6 protein-coding genes are annotated in these 17,255 nt (G+C 75.0%); 5 read left to right on the top strand and 1 reads right to left on the bottom strand.

Annotated features, from left to right (window positions below; genetic code table 11):
• The first annotated feature begins 39 nt into the window (after nucleotides 1–39).
• Together ABTY15_RS14820 and ABTY15_RS14815 are read left to right on the top strand one after the other, a co-directional pair.
• The gene (locus ABTY15_RS14820; RefSeq protein ID WP_350582439.1) at nucleotides 40–9,363 is read left to right on the top strand and encodes a WXG100-like domain-containing protein; all 9,324 of its coding nucleotides are present in this window, start codon (nucleotides 40–42) and stop codon (nucleotides 9,361–9,363) included.
• The gene (locus ABTY15_RS14815; RefSeq protein WP_350582437.1) at nucleotides 9,363–9,833 is read left to right on the top strand and encodes a hypothetical protein; all 471 of its coding nucleotides are present in this window, start codon (nucleotides 9,363–9,365) and stop codon (nucleotides 9,831–9,833) included. The genes ABTY15_RS14820 and ABTY15_RS14815 overlap by 1 nt, the downstream gene beginning before the upstream one ends.
• Before the next feature lie 93 nt (nucleotides 9,834–9,926).
• Here ABTY15_RS14815 and ABTY15_RS14810 read toward each other — a convergent pair whose 3' ends face one another.
• Entirely contained in the window at nucleotides 9,927–10,181 is a 255-nt protein-coding gene (locus ABTY15_RS14810) for a hypothetical protein (protein WP_350582435.1), read from the bottom strand.
• Nucleotides 10,182–10,617: 436 nt separating this feature from the next.
• Between ABTY15_RS14810 and ABTY15_RS14805 the strand changes: the two genes are divergently transcribed.
• The 3 genes from ABTY15_RS14805 (at nucleotide 10,618) to ABTY15_RS14795 (ending at nucleotide 16,851) form a co-directional block, all read left to right on the top strand.
• The gene (locus ABTY15_RS14805; protein WP_350582433.1) at nucleotides 10,618–11,943 is read left to right on the top strand and encodes a hypothetical protein; all 1,326 of its coding nucleotides are present in this window, start codon (nucleotides 10,618–10,620) and stop codon (nucleotides 11,941–11,943) included.
• 127 nt (nucleotides 11,944–12,070) lie between these two features.
• Entirely contained in the window at nucleotides 12,071–15,601 is a 3,531-nt protein-coding gene (locus tag ABTY15_RS14800; protein WP_350582430.1) for a right-handed parallel beta-helix repeat-containing protein, read from the top strand.
• On the top strand, nucleotides 15,598–16,851 hold the full coding sequence (locus ABTY15_RS14795; protein ID WP_350582427.1) for a S8 family serine peptidase: 1,254 nt from the start codon (nucleotides 15,598–15,600) through the stop codon (nucleotides 16,849–16,851). The genes ABTY15_RS14800 and ABTY15_RS14795 overlap by 4 nt, the downstream gene beginning before the upstream one ends.
• The last annotated feature ends 404 nt before the right edge of the window (nucleotides 16,852–17,255 follow it).

Genomic DNA, 17,255 nt, shown 5'->3' with positions numbered 1-17,255 from the left:
CTCGTAGCCCACCGCCGCCGCCCCCAGGAAGTCCCCGCCATGGCCCACTCGTCCGTCCACGTCTCCGACGGTGTCGCGTCGTTCTTCCACCTGCTCACCGGCATGCCCTGGCCGGAGTCGGACGAGGGGCTGCTGCGGGACGTCCAGGACGACTACGTGGCACTGGCCGAGGACCTGCCGAAGCTGCGGGATTACGTCGCAGAGCTGGTGACGGTCTGCCGGTCGCAGTTCGAGGGGCAGGCCGCCGAGGCCTTCGCGGCCGAGATGGAACGGTTCATCGGCAGCGCCGGGGGAGACGACTACCTCACCATCGCGGGCAAACTCTGCACCGAGCTGGGCGAGTTCGCGGGCAAGGTGGCGAACACCGTCGAGTACACCAAGTGGATGATCATCGGTCAGATCGTCCAGCTGCTGTTCGAGCTGGCGCTCGCCATCTTCTGGTCGCCGTTCACCGGCGGCGCCTCGCTGCTCGCGGTGGAGGGCGCCAAGCAGGTCGCCAAGCAGATCATCATCGCCCTGCTGAAGAAGCTCGTCCAGGTGATCCTGCTGCACACCTTCTTCGGGGTGGCCGGCGGTCTGCTGCTGGACGCGATCATCCAGGCCATCCAGTTCGGCCAGCACAACCGGCACGAGTGGGACAAGGACCTCACCAAGCAGGCGGCGATCTTCGGCGCGATCAGCGGCGTCATCGCCGGGCCGCTGCACCTGCTGGGCATGGGCCTCGGCAAGCTGCTCGGCGCGGGTTTCGGCAAGCTGTTCGTCTCCACGGAGTTGGGCAACTCGCTGAAGGGGCTGGCGGGCGGGCTCGGCAAGGGCGGCGCCAAGGAGCTCGGGAATCTCGGGGGCAAGGAGCTGGGAAACCTCGGGGGGAAGGAGCTCGGCAACCTGGGGAGCAAGGAGCTCGGGAATCTCGGGGGGAAGGAGCTCGGCAACCTGGGGGGCAAGGAGCTCGGGAATCTCGGCGGCAAGGAGCTGGGCAACCTCGGCGCGAAGGAACTCGGGAACCTGGGCAGCAAGGAGCTCGGTGGTGCCGGGGCCAAGGAGCTCGGGTCCGCGGGCGCCAAGGGCGCCGGATCGGAGGCCGGGCGGCTGCTCGGCGACGAGGCGGCGATGCGGTTCGCGGGCAGCATCGACCGGATCCTGCGGGAGAACTCCACCTGGCTCTCGAAGGGCTTCGCGGCCGGCGGGAAGAGCGGCGCCAATGCCGGGGCCCGGTTCGCGGAGCAGCTGGCGACCTCCTTCGAGAAGCACCTCGGCGGAGCCCTCGGGAAGGACGCCGCGCGCGAGCTCGGCAGCAAGTTCGGCAGGGAGTTCGCCGAGAAGTGGGCCAAGTCCCCGGAGAGCCGCGCCGCCCTCGGGGCCTCGCTCCGGGAGATCGCCGACGGCTCCCACATCGCCGGCCCCGAACTGCGTGTCCTCGCCGAGAAGTTCCCCGAACTGGCGGGCCATGTCGGCAAGTTGAACACGATGTTCGTGCTCGGGCACATGCTGGGCGAGCAGCTCAAGATGGGGGCCAACCAGTACCTGAGCGAGGGCTTCTACAACCTGATCGTCGACGACAGCCACCAGTTCTCGGCGAGCGGTTCGAGCTTCCTGTCCGGTTTCCTGATGGGCGGCGCCCGCCACCTGCTGCACGGGCTGAGCTCACCCCTGATGACGAAGTACGCCGACTTCGTCCGCGGCCTGCAACACGCCGACATCCCGCCCGGCGCCAGCAAGTACTTCGGCCCGCTCCACCCGCTCACCCTGCTGTCGGTGGCCACCAACCTGTCCGGGCACTCCGTGCCGTTCCCGGTGCCCCGGCTGGGCCAGCACGTCGGCGGCCCGGGCGAAGGCGGCGGCGGGGCGCACCGGACGGGTGGCGAACTCGGCGGCTCCAGCCCGTCGTTGACCCCGCCGCCCGGGTCGCACCGGACGGAGAGCGGGTCCACCGGGAGCGGGCCGGAGCACCGGGCCGAGCGGCCCTCGGGGTCGTCGACGTCCAACGGGCCGGGCAAGCCGGTCGAGACGGAGTCCCGGGCGGACGGCGGCAACGGCGCCAAGTCCGGTACGCAGAGCGGACACGGGAGCCCGACCGTGCCGGAGCCCGCGCCGCGCCGGGCCACCGAGTCGAGCGGCGACGCCACCAACCCGCCGCACCACGCCGCGGGGGAGGAGGGCCGGCACGTCGGTGGCGGCAACACGGCCACCACGGGCTCCGGCGGGGACCGGCAGGGCGGCGACGGGCCGGGGTCGGGGCCGAAGGCGGACCCGAAGTCCGAGCTCAACGGCGACGCGAACCCGCGCCGGGGTGGCGACGGCGACCACCGGCCGCCGAAGACCGAGGCCGGGCCGCGCCGGGACGACGATCCCGACCCCAACCCGCCGGGCAAGGACGACCCGGCGCCGAACCCGCTGCGGCAGGCCTTCCTGGACCGCCAGGCACGCCTGCGCGAACTCGGCCTGCCGACCGCCGACTCGCCGAACGAAGGCCCGAAGGCCGGGCACCGGTTGGGCGACGGGCAGTCGGAGGCGGTCCGGCAGCAGGAGGCGGATCGGCTGAAGCGGCTGGGCTGGCCGGACGGTCACGGGCCTGGCGACGCGGAGGGCGGTGAGAAGCCGCCGGCGTCCCCGTCCACCGGTTACAGCGGTCCGTTGGGTGAGGGGCACTCCGAGGCCGTTCGGCAGCCGGAGCAGGCGCGGCTGGACCGGCAGCAGAAGGCCGCGAGCCGGGACGCTGTCACCCCGGCGCCCGACGGGGGCAGCGGGAAGCCGCCGACGGGGTACAGCGGTCCGTTGGGTGAGGGGCACTCCGAGGCCGTTCGGCAGCAGGAGCAGGCGCGCCTGGATCGGCAGCAGAAGGCCGCGAGTCGGGACGCTGTCACCCCGGCGCCCGACGGGGGCAGCGGGAAGCCGCCGACGGGGTACAGCGGTCCGTTGGGTGAGGGGCACTCCGAGGCCGTTCGGCAGCAGGAGCAGGCGCGGCTGGATCGGCAGCAGAAGGCCGCGAGCCGGACCCCGGCCACCCCGGCGCCCGACCGGGGCAGCCGGAAGACCCGGATCGTCGGGTTCGACGACCTCAGGACCACGGACGAGGCCGACGCCGGCGCTGGTGCCGTCCCCAACGCCGGTTCGGGCGGGCGGAAGGGCGGCGGCCCGGGCCCGGCCAACGGCGGAACGCAGGCCCGGGGAAGGTCCGAGGGCAGCCGGACCCAGGTGGAGCCCGCCCCCACCGGGCCCGATCACTCCGGCGGCTCGGAGGGACAGACCCCGCCGGACCGCTTCCCCGGCAAGGGCCACACGCTGACGGAGGACCCGGGGACGCGCCCGGCGCCGGACCAGCACCGGCCCGCGGCCGAGCCGGACGCCGAGGCCTTCCCCGGCCCCGGGCACGTCCTGGGCGGGCCGAAGGCCACCCGGGAGGGTCGCGTCACCGAGTCGGGCACCCGCGAAAGGCGTGCCGACGCGGCCGAGCAGCGCCGCGACGAGCAGGCGCAGGACCCCGCCGCCCGGGAGCGCGCCGAGCAGCGCGCCCAGGAGACCGCCGAGCAGGCGGCCAGGGAGGCCGAGCGGCAGAAGCGACTGGCCGCCGAGGCGGACGCCCGGGCCCGGGCCCGCTGGGAGGCCCTCCAGGAACGCGACCGTGCGGCGGCCGAGGAGGCGGCGCGCGCGGCGCAGCAGGAGGCCCGGCGGAAGGCGGAGCAGCAGGCCGCCCGGCAGGCTCGGGAGGCCGCCGCCGAGGCCGACTGGCAGCTGCTGCTGGCCGACCTGCGGGACCGGTCGGGCGGTGGCTCCGGCGTGCTGGGCGAGGTCACGCTGACCCGGGCGCGGGACCTGCTCGCCCAGCACCGGGAGGCCGGCCCGTCCCCGGCCGGGCCGACCGTTGCCTGGCACCGGCTCGCCCGTGAACTGGGCGTCAACGTCGACTCGTTGACGGCCCGCGACCTGATGCCCGACCTGCCGCAGGCGCTGGAGCGGCCCGAGCCGCCCCACCCGCCGCAGACGCGGGAGCAGGCGCGGCCGGACCCGGTCGCCCGCCGGAACTACTTCGGCGACGAGGACGGGACCCCGTCCCCCGAGGGCGGGCAGCAGGGCGCGACCCAGTCCGGAGCGGTCCTCACCCACAAGGTCCACGGCACCGGCGGCGCCGTGGACCGGGCCGCCCTGGAGCACACCGCCCGCGAGCTGGCCGACGACCCGGAGGCACCGGTGTCGGCCCGGGACCGGCTGGCCGCCGGGGCGCTGCTGAAGCTGTACGACGACCTGTACCACCGGGACGCCGCCCCGGAGACGATCACCCGCGACCTCGGCCAGGTCCGGGTGCTGCGCCGCCTGGAGCAGCTGGCCCGCGACCACTACCGGATGGACGCGCCTTACCTGTCCGGCGGCTGGCTGGCCGGCATGGCGCACGAGCTGCTCGCGCTGTCCGACCGGGTGCGCCCGCAGCCGGCACACCTGCGGAAGCTGGTCGACGCCGCCGGGGACGTCGACCCGGCGCTGACCGGCGACGCCCTGCACGCCGCGCTGCGGGGGAAGCTCGCGCCGCCGCCCGAGGAGGTGCCGGAGCCTGCCACCCCCGCCGTGCGGCCGCCCGCCGCGGAAGCCCCTGCCGTGCAGTCACCCACCCCGGAAGCCCCTGCCGTGCAGTCACCCACCCCGGAAGCCCCCGCCGTGCAGCCCCCCGCCGCGCGCAGCAAGCGATACCAGACCCGCCCCGTGACCACCCCCGGCGGGGCCGGGGCCGGCATCGCCCTCCGGGGGAAGAAGCCCTTCCCGAAAGCGCCGAAGATCGCCGAGGACGTCCGGGACGTCTACCACTGGGCCCGGCCGCCCAAGCCCGTTGCCGGCGGCCCCCAGCCGGTCGAGCGGACCGGGACCGGGACCGGCGACCAGCAGGAGCGGACGGGCGCCGACTACAGCCTGACCGAGGTGACCGGCCAGCAGCCGTTCCTCGTCCTGCTCCCCGAGGACGTGCACGACCTGGACCCCGACCACCTCGCCGCCGCCCTGGCCGAGGACCTGCCGACGGAGGCGCTCACCCCGGAGACCCCGCTGGTGCTGGTCGGCCCGCACACCCTCGGCAGCGATCTGACCGTCCCGCGCGCCCTGGCCCGGGCGACCGGGCGGACGGTCTGGACGAGCTCGGTGGGCACCTCCCTGTCCGACGGCGTCGTCCGCGTCAAGGCCAAGCTGCGCCCCGAGCTGAAGGCCAAGCAGGAGAAGGTCGAACGCGGCTTCTGGATCAAGGAGGTGCCGCCGGACCCGGACCTCCCGGAGCCGGACCGGCCGGAGCCGGCCGGGCTCGGCACCATCCCCACCATGACCATCCGCAAGGACGAGGCCGGCCGGAGGGTGGACGCCAAGCGGCCCGACGTCGTCGACGAAGCCGAGCTCGACAGCCAGCCCGTCCTGTTCCCGCTGAGCCGGCAGTCCGGCGGCCGCCTCTACCGCGACGAGTCCCTCACCCGCATCTGGGAGGAGGTGCGGGACGGCTTCGACCCCACCACCCCGCACTTCGAGTACCTGCCGGCCGACTTCCTGGAGCACGACGACCCGACGGCCGCGTCCAAGGACGACGACCCCGACCTCACCCCGATCGGGCTGGTGCCCTGGGACGTCTCCGCGCCCATCTACACCGTCATGACGCATGCCACCCACCTCGCCGCGACGCTGCCGACCCTGGCGGAGCAGGCGAACGGGAAGAAGCGGGTCCACCTCACCGGCGACACCCTGGGCCGGATCGTGCGCCGCCGCCCCAGCTTCCGTCGGATGCCGAAGGACACCCAGATCGTGCTGATCGCCTGCCAGGCGGGTGCCAGGGGCGACAACGGCAAGGTGATCGCGCAGGAGGTGGCCGATGCCACCGGGAACGTCGTGTGGGCATCCACCACCACGATCAACCTGTCCATCGGGCAGCGCGTCGCCCCGATCGGCATCCTCAGCAACGAGCACGGCACGCCCGGGCGCTGGGTCAAGTTCGTCCCCGGCGGCACCCCCGACACCGAGCAGGGCTCGCACAAGCCCGCGCGCTCCTCCGCGGCGAACCGCGCGACCGGGTCGGCGTCGTCGTCGACCGGGAGTTCCCGGCGGCACCTCCTGGGCGACCAGGGCGACGGGACGGACCCCCAGTCGCAGGGCACCCCGCCCCCGGCGGCCCGGGTCCTGCTGCTGCGCGGCGAACTGCACCGGATCGTCGAGGTGCCGGCCGACGGCAACTGCCTGCTCAACGCGATCCTCGACAGCGGACGGGCCGCCCTGCCCGACTGGCAGCACGCCGGGCTGGACGCCGACGGGCTGCGGCAGCTGGCCGCGGCCTGGTTCCGCGGGGAGGACGGCGCGGACTTCCGCCGCGAGATCGACCGACGCGGGGAGTCGCCGGTCGACCGCCTGGACCCGATCGACCCGCTGGACGACGAACCCGAGGAGACCTGGCAGGTCCACCTGCAACCGGGCGACACCGAGCCGACGATCCTGCGCCGGGCCGACATCGAGCAGCGGACCATGAGCGAGATGTACGAGCTGGCGATGCGCAACGTCTCGCTGTGGAACACGCCGTTCTTCGACGAGGCGCCGACCGTCATCGGGCGGGCGCTCGGCCTCGGCATCACCGTCATCCAGGGTGACCGGCGGACCGCGGCCGGGGCGACCGGGCCGGGCGTACCGGAACTGCTGGTCCTGCGGGACGTGGGCCGCGCGGGCGACCTGCCGCACTACTCGGGCCTGGCGTCGCTGGAGAGCCACGGAACCACCTCGACCGTCACCGAGACCCCCGTGGACCGGGAGTACCTGAACGAACTGTCCGGCTTGGGCAAGGGAAAGCAGCAGAAGAAGCAGCCGAAGAAGCCGAAGGGCGGGTCGGGCCAGCCCGCCGAGCAGGACCAGCCGGCACCGGAGGCGCCGGCGCAGCAGCCGGCCGCGCAGCCGGCCGTCCGGCCCACCACCGCCGAGGAGGCCGAGATCGCCGCCGGCCAGCGGGTGTTCCGGGTGACCGACGCCATGACCGTGCGCACCTACCTGCTCGCCGCCGACTTCGGCAAGATCAAGAACGCCGCAAACTGGGCCGAACTGGGCCCCGGCCTCTACACCGGCCACACCTTCGGCCACGCCGCCTCGTACGACGAGGGGCTGCGCGGCCTACCGGTCGTCATGGAACTGGAGCTGACCCGAGCGGCGAAGGGTCTCCAGGTCGTCAAGCACATCAAGGAGGACTGGAAGGCCAGCCAGATCGACAAGACCATGAAGGACTACGACTTCCTCACCGACGGAACGCAGTTCAAGTTCCACTCGCGGTTCTACGGTGGCTTCCTCCAGGGCACCGGCGGGCACCACGAGCCCACCGGTGAGGAGAGCGGCCTGAAGATCGTCTCGCTCAAGGTGAAGGAGGGCAAGGACTCCGGGACGTGGAAGGAGTACACGGCCGACGAGTTCGTGGCCGAGTACGAGAACTACCTCATCCGGACCCACCAGGAGAAGGCCCGGGCCCGCCTGCGGATCCGTGACATCCGCCGGCGGATGATGCCGCCCCCGCCGGAGCACGAGGAGACCGAACTCCTCCAGGAGGCCCCGCCGGCCCACCCGCGCGACCTCGGTCGGATCCGCTACCTCCAGCAGGCGCAGGAGTACGAGCGCCGGCTCGCGGCCCACCTGGGCGAACGCGAGGACGTCCAGCACGAGGTCGGCAAACTGGCCCGGCTCGCCTGGGACCTCACCCCGTCCGACCAGAAGCACAAGCTGGGCACCCGGCTGTCCAGCGTCACCGGCATGGTGGGCACCGAACGCCACCTGCTGGAGCGCGTCGTCCGGGAGGGCACGCTGCGCGAACGGATGGCGCTGCTCTACAACGGCTACCGCTCCGACCACTTCGCCAAGCTGGCCGGACAGGAGAAACTGCCGCGCCCGGAGGCGCTGAACGCCGAACGTGCGGACCGGCAGGCCGGTCCGACCGAAGAGAGCAAGACCGGCCTCAACCCGTACGACGTCAAGCCCCCGCTCAGCGACGGCGAGTGGTACAGCGCGGTGGACAAGGACGGGATCCTCGGCTGGCAGCCGGGCGCCAAGACGTTCCACTACCGGCTCGACAGCAAGCTCCAGTTGGACGCCATGCGCGGCGGCGGCCTGATCAGCTCCGGCACCTCCGGCACGGCGTTCGGGCTGCTCCAGTCCGCGGCCGAGCTCAGCCGGGTCGCCGCCGCGCGGGGGCTGGCGGACAGCGTGATCGACCTGCGGCTGCTGCGGCTGGCCCTGCTGGCCTGGATGATCGACGCGGACGACCACACCTTCCACGAGATCATGCTCGGCAGCCAGCTGTTCGAGGAGTCGCTGGCCTACGACGACACCCGCTGGCGCTACCGCACCCTCGCGCCGCTGACGGAGGACGAGCTGCGCCGGGAGGTCGCCCCGGACGGGTTCTTCCCGGACGAGCACCTGGAGCCCTGGCAGGGCACCCCGGCCGGGGGCAGTGCCGGTCAACCGCGGCAAACCGCCGTTCCCTGGCGGTCGTTGAGCGAGTTCCGGCCGGAGCTACGCGGGCGGCTGATCGAGGATCCGGCGATGTCGGAGCAGGAGCGGGCGGCGCAGCGGGAGGCGCTGGAGCAGTTCCCGGTGCAGCCGGAGCGCTACCTGGTGGTGGTGCACACCGGCACCGACGGCCGGCCGCAGTGGAACGGGCAGCCGATCGGGCCCGAGGACCTGGCCGTCCTGCTGGCCGAGGACGGCGCCTGGAACGGGACGGACGAGCTGGTGTTCGTCGCCTGCGGCCTCGGTACGGCGCTGGACTCGACGTACGCGCCGGAGGTCCTGCGGTACCTGCGGGAGCGGGAGTTGGGCACCACGGCGCTGGCGCCCGACCGGAACGTCTGGTTCGTGCCGTCCGCCGGCGGGGCGGGGCACCTGGTGGTCGCGGCCGGCGTCGGGGTGGACGCGCAGGGGCGGCCGGTGGTCCTGCCCGGCGGGCACTGGACCCGCTACCGCGCGCCGGAGGGGAGCGAGGGGCCGCCGCCGGTCGGGGAGACCGGGGGTGCCTACCTCCCGCCCGTGGGGCAGGAGTTGGCGGGCCCGTTGCCGGAGGAGCTGCGTTCGGGCGGCGCGGACGAGCTGACCGGTGAGCTGACCGGAGCCGTCCGGTTCGGCGCCTCGGCCGGTACCACGGCCGGAATCGTGGTCGAGGAGGCGCCGGTGCCGGTGCTGTCGGCTGCGCCGACGGCCGCCCAGATCGAGGCGGTGCTGGCCGGACCCCGGCGAAGCCCGTCCCCCGCCCCGCATCGGAGCGGCCACCCGGCGCGCGGGAAGGGGCCGGTGAACGGCCCGGCCCGCCCGGGCCGTTCACCGGGTGAGGGCGCCGCGGGCCGGGACGGCGCCGGTGCAGCGGGACGGGAGCGGGAGTGATGGCGGAACCGGGGCGTGCGGTGGCGCGGAGCCACCAGCCTGACGAGGGCGGCGAGTTCCGGCTCGCGGCGGTGTTCGACGTGGTCGACCCGGTGGCCGGGCCGGGGTTCGCCCAAGACCGGGCGGTGGTGGCGGACGAGGAGGAGCGCGCGGCGCTGCTCGCGTACCTGCGGGCCGGGGCGCCGGTGGTGATGACGCCGATGCTGATGGACGACGTCCTCGACACCGGCCGCCGGGGCGTCGTCCCACTGAACTACCGCACCGACGGTGCGTGGATCTGGACCGACACCGTCACCTACTACCTGGCGGAGCACGCCCTCGCGCCGGAGCCCGGGCTGCTCGCGCACCTGCGGGAGCGCGGCGCCTCCGGCCCGGGCCCGGCCCCGGATCCGGCGACGGTCGAGCGGGCCGCCGCCTTCCTCCTCGACCCGCCGGTGCCGAGTGAGCCGGTCTGGCGCTTGGACGTGTGACCCACGCTCAGGGGCCGGACCAGGAATTCAGCGGGGCGTGCCCGGCCCGGCGGCTGTTCGGCTGCGCCGCCGGGCCGGGCACGTGGTGTCCGGTCAGCGCACGCAGGTGAGGATGACCTCCCAGTAGCCGGGCGAGATCACCTCGACCTCCTGGTTGCACTGGTCGTCGGTGTACCCCGCGGCGTGGGCGGCGGCCCAGACGTGGTTGACGGCGTAGGTCGGGTTGGTGCCGTAGGCCTTGAAGTACCTGGTCGTGGTGGCCGATGCGTCGGTGGCGGCACCTGCGATGCCGAGCAGGGCGGCCGTGGTGAGGGTGACGGCGGCGATGCGGCGAGGAAGCGAACCCATGGCTGTTCTCCACTTTTCCTGATGGATGGTGCGGGAGTCGACACGTGCACAGTCACTGCAAGCAGGGACTGTAGCAACGGATGTGAACGACCAACAGATCTACAACACTTGACCCGCACAACCGGAAGAATTCTGTTCCGCTTGTGAACGCCCGGTGATCCTGCGCGGACCGCACTGAACCCGCGGCGGGTCGCCGTCCGTGGGAACGGGAGGGACGGGTCCGTCGCCCGGGTGGTCCGGGTGGGGCGGAGGCCGTCCAGGTTCGGGCATCGTCGTCGAGGGCCAGGGGGCCAGGGTGGGCAAGGAGCGCAGCGGCCGGGGGAGTCGAGCGGAGGGGGCGGAGAGCGCCGGGATCCAGTTGCCCGCGGTGGCGTGGGTCGTCCCCGAGGAGCTGGCGTCCCGTGCGGCACCGGCACCTGCACCGGCGGTGGCACCCGTGCCGGCACCGGCACCGGCCCCCGCCGAGCCGGAGCTCACGGCGGTGGCCGCCACCGGTGCGGTGCCCGAGGTCGAGGCCACCCCCGCAGGTGGCACCACCGCCGCGCCCGGTCCAACGTCCGTCGCTGCCACCGTGGTTGAGGCCCCCGCGGGGGTGACCGCCGTACCCGGGCAGGAGTCGGCGGAGGAGCCGGGGGGCGGGCCGCGCCGGATCTCCCGGCCGATGGTGGCCGCCGCGGTGATCGCGGGCCTGGTGCTGGTCGGCGTGCCGCTGGGGGTCTCGCAGTTCGGCGGGGACGACCGGGGCCCGTCGGGTGCGGAGGGGCCGCCGCCCGTCGGGTACACGCAGCAGGACGGCGGCGGCAACGGCTTCGTCCCGGGCGCCGACGCGCACGGCAACGTGCTGGGCGAGCAGCCCGCGACGCTCACGCCGTCCGCCCCGGCCACCCCCTCGGCGCCCGCTGACGGTGCCGCCGCGACGCCGACGGCGGCGGGCGAGGCGCCCCAGGACCAGGGCGGCGCGGGTGGCCAGGCCGTGCCGGTGGCCGGCCGTCCGGTCACGGGCGGCGGCGCACCGGCCGGCGGCGGACGGCCGGACCCCGGCAAGGCCGCCGCCGGGTCGTCCGGCGGCCAGAGCGGCGGCACCGGCGGCGCGGGTGCCGCCCCGCAGACCCAGCCGCAGCAGCCCCAGCAGGCCCAGCAGCCACCGGCCGCCCAGCAGCCCCCCGCCGCCCAGCCCGCGCCACCGGCCCCGGTGCCGCCCGCGCCGGTGGCGAAGCCCGCCCCGCCGGCGCCGGCCCCGGCCCCGAGCTACGCCGCCGTCGCGGGCCCGTTCTGCACCGGCGGTGGCACCACCACCCAGCAGTACGGCTGGTTCGACAAGGGACAGGAGGGCTGGCGCACCAACTCCGGCGGCTACGCGGGGGACGGCTGCAACGGCAGCTTCACCTCGGTGCCGATGTCCGGCGCCGCGAACAAGGACGACGGCAACTCGGTGGTCTGGACGTTCAACACCGCGCCGGTCACCAGCGGCAGCTGCAAGCTGTCCGTGTACGTGCCGGGCAGCGGCGACGTGAAGGCGGTCGGCGGCGCCCCGACGTACTACACCGTCCAGAGCAAGTCCGCGCCCGGCAGCGGAACGATCGGCTCGTTCTCCGTCAACCAGGTCGGCAACCGGGGCCAGTGGGTCGCGGTGGGCAGCTACCCGCTGAGCGACGGCAAGATCGCCGTGATGCTGCACACCCGGGGCCTGGACTGGCAGGGCGACTCCAAGACCTACGCCCACCACGCCGCGTCCGCCGTCCGGGCCACCTGCACCGGCTGACCCCGGCGACCCGGGGCGGACCGACCCCCGGCCGCGCCCAAGGACCTCGGCCGCGCCGAGCGACACCGGCCGCACGGCACGACCCCGGCCGCACCCAACGACCACGAACGACGGAGGAGAGCGCCCCATGACCCGCCATGTGCTGACGGTCTGTGCGGAGCAGCGCGACGGCGGCTACCGCACGATCGGCGCCGCACTGGAGGCGGCCCGCAGCGGCACGGTGATCAGCGTCCGCCCGGGCCGCTACGAGGAGAACCTGGTGATCACCAAGATGGTGACCATCACCGCCGAGGAGGCCCGCGGCAGCGTCCGGATCTCTGCCCGGCGCGGCCCGGTCGTCCAGGTGGTGTCGGAGGCCGTCCAGCTGACCGGGCTGGTGCTCCAGGGCCAGGACGAGGAACTGCCGGCCGTGGACGTCCCGCGCGGGCAGGCCGCGCTGGAGGACTGCGAGGTGGCGGGCTCCTCCTGGACGGCCGTGCTGACCCGGCAACAGGGGGTACTGGCGATGCGCGGCTGCCGGGTCGTCAACCCGGCCGGGGCCGGCATCGTGGAGACGTCCGCCGGCACCAGCGTGATCCAGGACTGCGTCATCGAGCACCTGGGCAGCTCGGCCGTGGTGATCGGCGAGCGGGCCAACCCCGTCGTGCGGGGGTGCGTGCTGCGGGACGCCCGGGGCAACGGGGTGTGCGCCAACGGCGAGGGCCGCGGCTCGATCGAGGACTGCGAGATCTCCGCCACCGACAAGCCCGGCATCGCGCTGGAGGAGCACAGCACCACGCGCGTGCTGCGCACCACCGTCCGGGACGCCTCGGTCGGGGTCTTCCTCAGCTCGGCCGCCCAGGTGCTGCTGGAGGACTGCACCGTCCACGACACCCGGGGGCACGGCCTCGTCCTGGCCGGTGGCACCGACCCGCTGGTGCGCCGCTGCCGCACGGCGCGCACCAAGGGCCACGGCATCCACGTCACCGGCCGGTCCCGGGGCACCTTCGAGGACTGCGAGGTGGCGGGCGCCGGGGCGGCCGGGATCCTGGTCGACGAAGCCGCCGGCCCGGCCCTGACCCGGACCGCCGTCCGGGACAGCGGCGGCGCCGGGGTGGAGCTGGTCGGCGAGAGCGCGGCCGAGTTCGACCGGCTGGAGGTGCGCGGCGCGGCCGGCGCTGGGGTGAGCGTGCGCGACGGCGCCAACCCGCTGCTGCGGCGGCTGGACGTCGCCGAGGTGCGCGGCCACGGCGTCGAGGTGCTGCGGGAGGGGCGCGGGCGGCTGGAGGCCGGCGTGCTGGCCGCGACCGGCCGGGCCGCGCTGCGGGTCGCCGACGGCGGCAACATCCAGGTCGGCGGGACCACCGTCCGAGGGACGGGTACGACCGGCTCCTCCGCCGCGCACGGGGCGTACGGCGCGCAGGGGGCGTACGGCGCGCAAGGCGCAGGGACGTCCGGCGTCGAGATCGGTCCGGGCGGCATCGCCGCGCTGCGCGACTGCGACATCGCCGACTGCACCGCCGACGGCGTCCTGGTCGAGGACGGCGGCGAACTGACCATGGCCCGCTCCCGGGTGCACGGCAACCGTCGGCACGGCCTGCTGCTGGCCGCCGGCAGCCGGGCCGCCCTCACCGGCTGCGAGCTGACCGACAACACCCGCGACGGTGTGCGCGCCGAATCCGAGCAGCCGATCCGGATCACCGGCTGCACCGTCACCGGCAACCGCGGCTCCGGCCTGCGGCAGACCCGCCCCAGCACCCGGCTGTCGGTGGAGAACCTGACCAGCCGGGACAACGCACACGCCGACAGCCACGGCAGCGCCACCGCCGGCGCCGAGGACGAGCCGACGACCGCCCGCCCGGGCGGTGCGGATCCCGGCGCGGATTCCGGGGCAGCCCCCGGAGCGGAGGAGCGCGGAGCGTCGGCGGTGGACCGCCCGGCCGACCCACTGCCGCCGCCCGAGCCGGAGGGCCCGCAGGCGGCCCTCCAGGCGCTGGTCGGCCTGGAGGGCGTCAAGGACCAGGTGGCCACCCTGGTCAACCTCAACAAGCTGGCCCGGCGCCGCGAGCAGGCCGGCATGCCCGCCCTGCCGATGGGCCGTCACCTGATCTTCGCGGGACCGCCCGGCACCGGGAAGACCACCGTCGCCCGCCTCTACGGCGCGATCCTCGCCGACCTCGGCGTGCTGCGCAGCGGCCACCTCACCGAGGTCGCCCGGGCCGACCTGGTCGCCTCGATCGTCGGCGGCACGGCGATCAAGACCACCGAGGTGTTCCAGTCCGCGCTCGGCGGCGTGCTGTTCATCGACGAGGCGTACACGCTCGCGTCGGGCGCCGCCGGCACCGGGCCGGACTTCGGCCGCGAGGCGATCGACACCCTGGTCAAGCTGATGGAGGACCACCGCGACGACGTGGTGGTCATCGTCGCCGGCTACTCCGACGAGATGCGCACCTTCCTCGGCTCCAACCCCGGCCTCGCCTCCCGGTTCAGCCGGACCGTCGAGTTCCGCAACTACTCGGCGGAGGAACTCGTCACCATCGTCGAACGGGCCGCCGCCGGCCACGGCTACCAGCTCGCCGGCGCCACCCGGGACGCGCTGGGCACGCACTTCACCCGGATGCCCAAGGGCGCCGACTTCGGCAACGGCCGCGCCGCCCGCAAGGTCTTCGAGGAGATGGTCGACCGCCAGGCCTCCCGACTCGCCGACCTCGCCGAGCACACCGAGCTCACCGACACCGACCTGGCCGTGCTGCTCCCCGAGGACCTGGGCGAGGCCGCCGCCGGTACGGCCGCCCGCGCGGACGGGAGCGGCGGGCCGGGCCCCGGCGGCGGTGAACTGCTCGACCAACTGCGGGCGATGGTCGGCCTCACCGCCGCCAAGGAACAGGTCGAGAACCTGGTCAACCTGATCACCCAGGCCCGCCGCCGCGAGGAAGCCGGCCTGCCCACCGCGCGGATCAGCCACCACCTGGTCTTCGCCGGCCCGCCCGGCACCGGCAAGACCACCGTGGCGCGGCTCTACGGCGCCCTGCTCGCCGAGCTCGGCGTGCTGCCGCGCGGCCAGCTCGTCGAGACCGCCCGGGCCGACCTGGTCGGCCGCTACATCGGACACACCGCCCAGCTCACCCGGGAGGCCTTCGAACGCGCCCGGGGCGGCGTGCTGTTCATCGACGAGGCCTACACCCTCACCCCGCGCGGCGGCGCCGTCGGCGGCGACTTCGGGCAGGAGGCCGTCGACACCCTGATGAAGCTGATGGAGGACCACCGCGACGAGGTGGTCGTCATCGTCGCCGGCTACCAGGACGAGATGCAGGGCTTCCTCGGCTCCAACCCGGGCCTGGCCTCCCGGTTCTCCCAGCAGATCGCCTTCGACCACTACAGCGCGCAGGAGCTGGTCACCATCGTCCGGCTCCAGGCGGAGGAAGCCGGCTACCTCTGCGCGCCCGAAACCCTCACCGCCCTGGGCGAGTTGTGCGCGGCCGTCCCCCGGGACCGCAACTTCGGCAACGGCCGCTTCGCCCGGCAGACGCTGGAGGCGATGGTCACCCGGCAGGCCGGCCGGCTCGCCCGGCTCGACGTCGGCGACCTGTCCGAGCTGAGCCTGCTGCTGCCGCAGGACCTGCCGGGGCTGCCGGCGGGTCCGGCGGGTCCGGTGCTGCCGCAGGGGAGCGCGGTGTGACGGGTGTGGCGCGGCGTTCCGCCGTTGTGGCGCTCTGCTCCGCGGCCCTGCTGGCGGCGGTCGCCCCGGCCGCCTCCGCCGCGTCCGCCGCCGGGACCCCGCCGGCCGACCCGGGCGCGCTGCCCGTGATCGTCCAGAACCGGGGCGCGGCCGGGACCGGACGGTCCGACGGCTGCGTCAAGCCCTCCGACCGGAACACCGAACGGACCCCGTGGGCGCAGACCTTCCTGCGCCCCGAGTCCGCCTGGCAGCTCAGCCGGGGCGCGGGCGTCACCGTCGCCGTCCTCGGCTCCGGGGTCGACCCGGCCTCCGGCGCGCTCGACGGCCGGCTCACCCCCGGCCCGCGCGAATACGGCCCCGGCGACTCCGCGCGCGACTGCGTCGGCCACGGCACCTTCCTCGCCGGACTGGTCGCTGCCCGGCGGCAGGACGGCATCGGCTTCGCCGGCCTCGCCCCCGAGGCGCGGATCCTCGCCGTCGCCGTCACCGACGACGTCGGAACCACCACCCCGGCCCTGCTCGCCAAGGGCATCCGGGACGCGGCGGACGGCGGCGCCCGGGTCATCGCCGTCGGCGTCCCCGTCGCGACGGCCGACGAGGCACTGGCCGCCGCCGTCCACTACGCCGACGGCAAGGGCGCGCTGGTGATCGCCCCGGCCGCCTTCGACCCGGGCAACCCCTCGGCCGGCGGCCCGGCCGGCGGCCCGGTGTACCCGGCCGCGCTGCCCGAGGTGCTGGCCGTCTCCGACCTCGCCCCCAACGGAAGCCCGCCCGCCGGGGGGCCGGACGGCGGCCGGATCGACCTGGTGGCGCCCGGGGACGCCGTACTGAGTGTCGGGCCGGGCGGCAAGGGCCACTTCACCGCCGCCGGCCCCAGCTACGCCACCGCCGTCGTCGCCGGCACCGCCGCCCTCGTCCTCGGCTACCGGCCCGACCTCACCCCCGCCCAGCTGCGCGAACGCCTCACCGCCACTGCCTACCACCCCGGCACCGCCCTCCCCGACCCGCACGTCGGCTACGGCACCGTCGACCCCCTCACCGCCCTCAGCACCCCCCTCCCCGGCGACCCCCCGTCACCCACCACCCCCACCGTCCCCCCGCTCCAGCCCCCACCCCCCGACCCCGCCCTCCACCAGGCCACCACCCTCGCCGCCGCCACCCTCGCCATCGTCACCCTCACCCTCGGCACCGCCGCCCTCATCGGCGCGGCCCGCCGCCGCGACTGGCGGCCCGGCCGCTGGCAGGCCTGACGGGCTGCCGGCCGATTCGGCAGACCGGGTTCCAGGGTCGTCGCCGCAGCGGACGAGCACGGACGCTGAAGACGACGACCCGAACGACCCCGCACCGCCCTCGCGGACGTGGAGCAGCTCTTCCCCGAACTGACGCCGCCGCGACGCGACGCAGTGCGCCTCCACCCGCGCGCCGGTAGCCCGTCCCCGGCCGAGAGCCCGGTCGGCGGGCCGCTGCTGTGCCCCGCCGACGAGCCGTGGCCGGTCTGCGGTCCCGTCCAGCTGCTGATCTTGGCTGCACCTGCCCGCCGCGCCCGGTGAGGGCGCGTGAAGCGGCCCGGTCCAGTTCGGCCGCATGGTTGCCGGTCACGAGGATGGCCCCGCCTGACCGGGGCCTCCGGTCGCAATGAGGCGGGGGCTGTGGT

Source organism: Kitasatospora sp. NPDC097643, from assembly GCF_040302625.1.
Classification (GTDB): domain Bacteria; phylum Actinomycetota; class Actinomycetes; order Streptomycetales; family Streptomycetaceae; genus Kitasatospora.
Note: the sequence above shows the minus strand (reverse complement) of the source record. Positions and strands in the feature narration are given on the sequence as shown.

Excerpts from the sequence above, each read along its gene's own strand:
- ABTY15_RS14820 (WP_350582439.1), top strand. The coding sequence starts at position 40 with ATGGCCCACTCGTCCGTCCACGTCTCCGACGGTGTCGCGTCGTTCTTC.
- ABTY15_RS14815 (WP_350582437.1), top strand. The coding sequence starts at position 9,363 with ATGGCGGAACCGGGGCGTGCGGTGGCGCGGAGCCACCAGCCTGACGAG.
- ABTY15_RS14810 (WP_350582435.1), bottom strand. The coding sequence starts at position 10,181 with ATGGGTTCGCTTCCTCGCCGCATCGCCGCCGTCACCCTCACCACGGCC.
- ABTY15_RS14800 (WP_350582430.1), top strand. The coding sequence starts at position 12,071 with ATGACCCGCCATGTGCTGACGGTCTGTGCGGAGCAGCGCGACGGCGGC.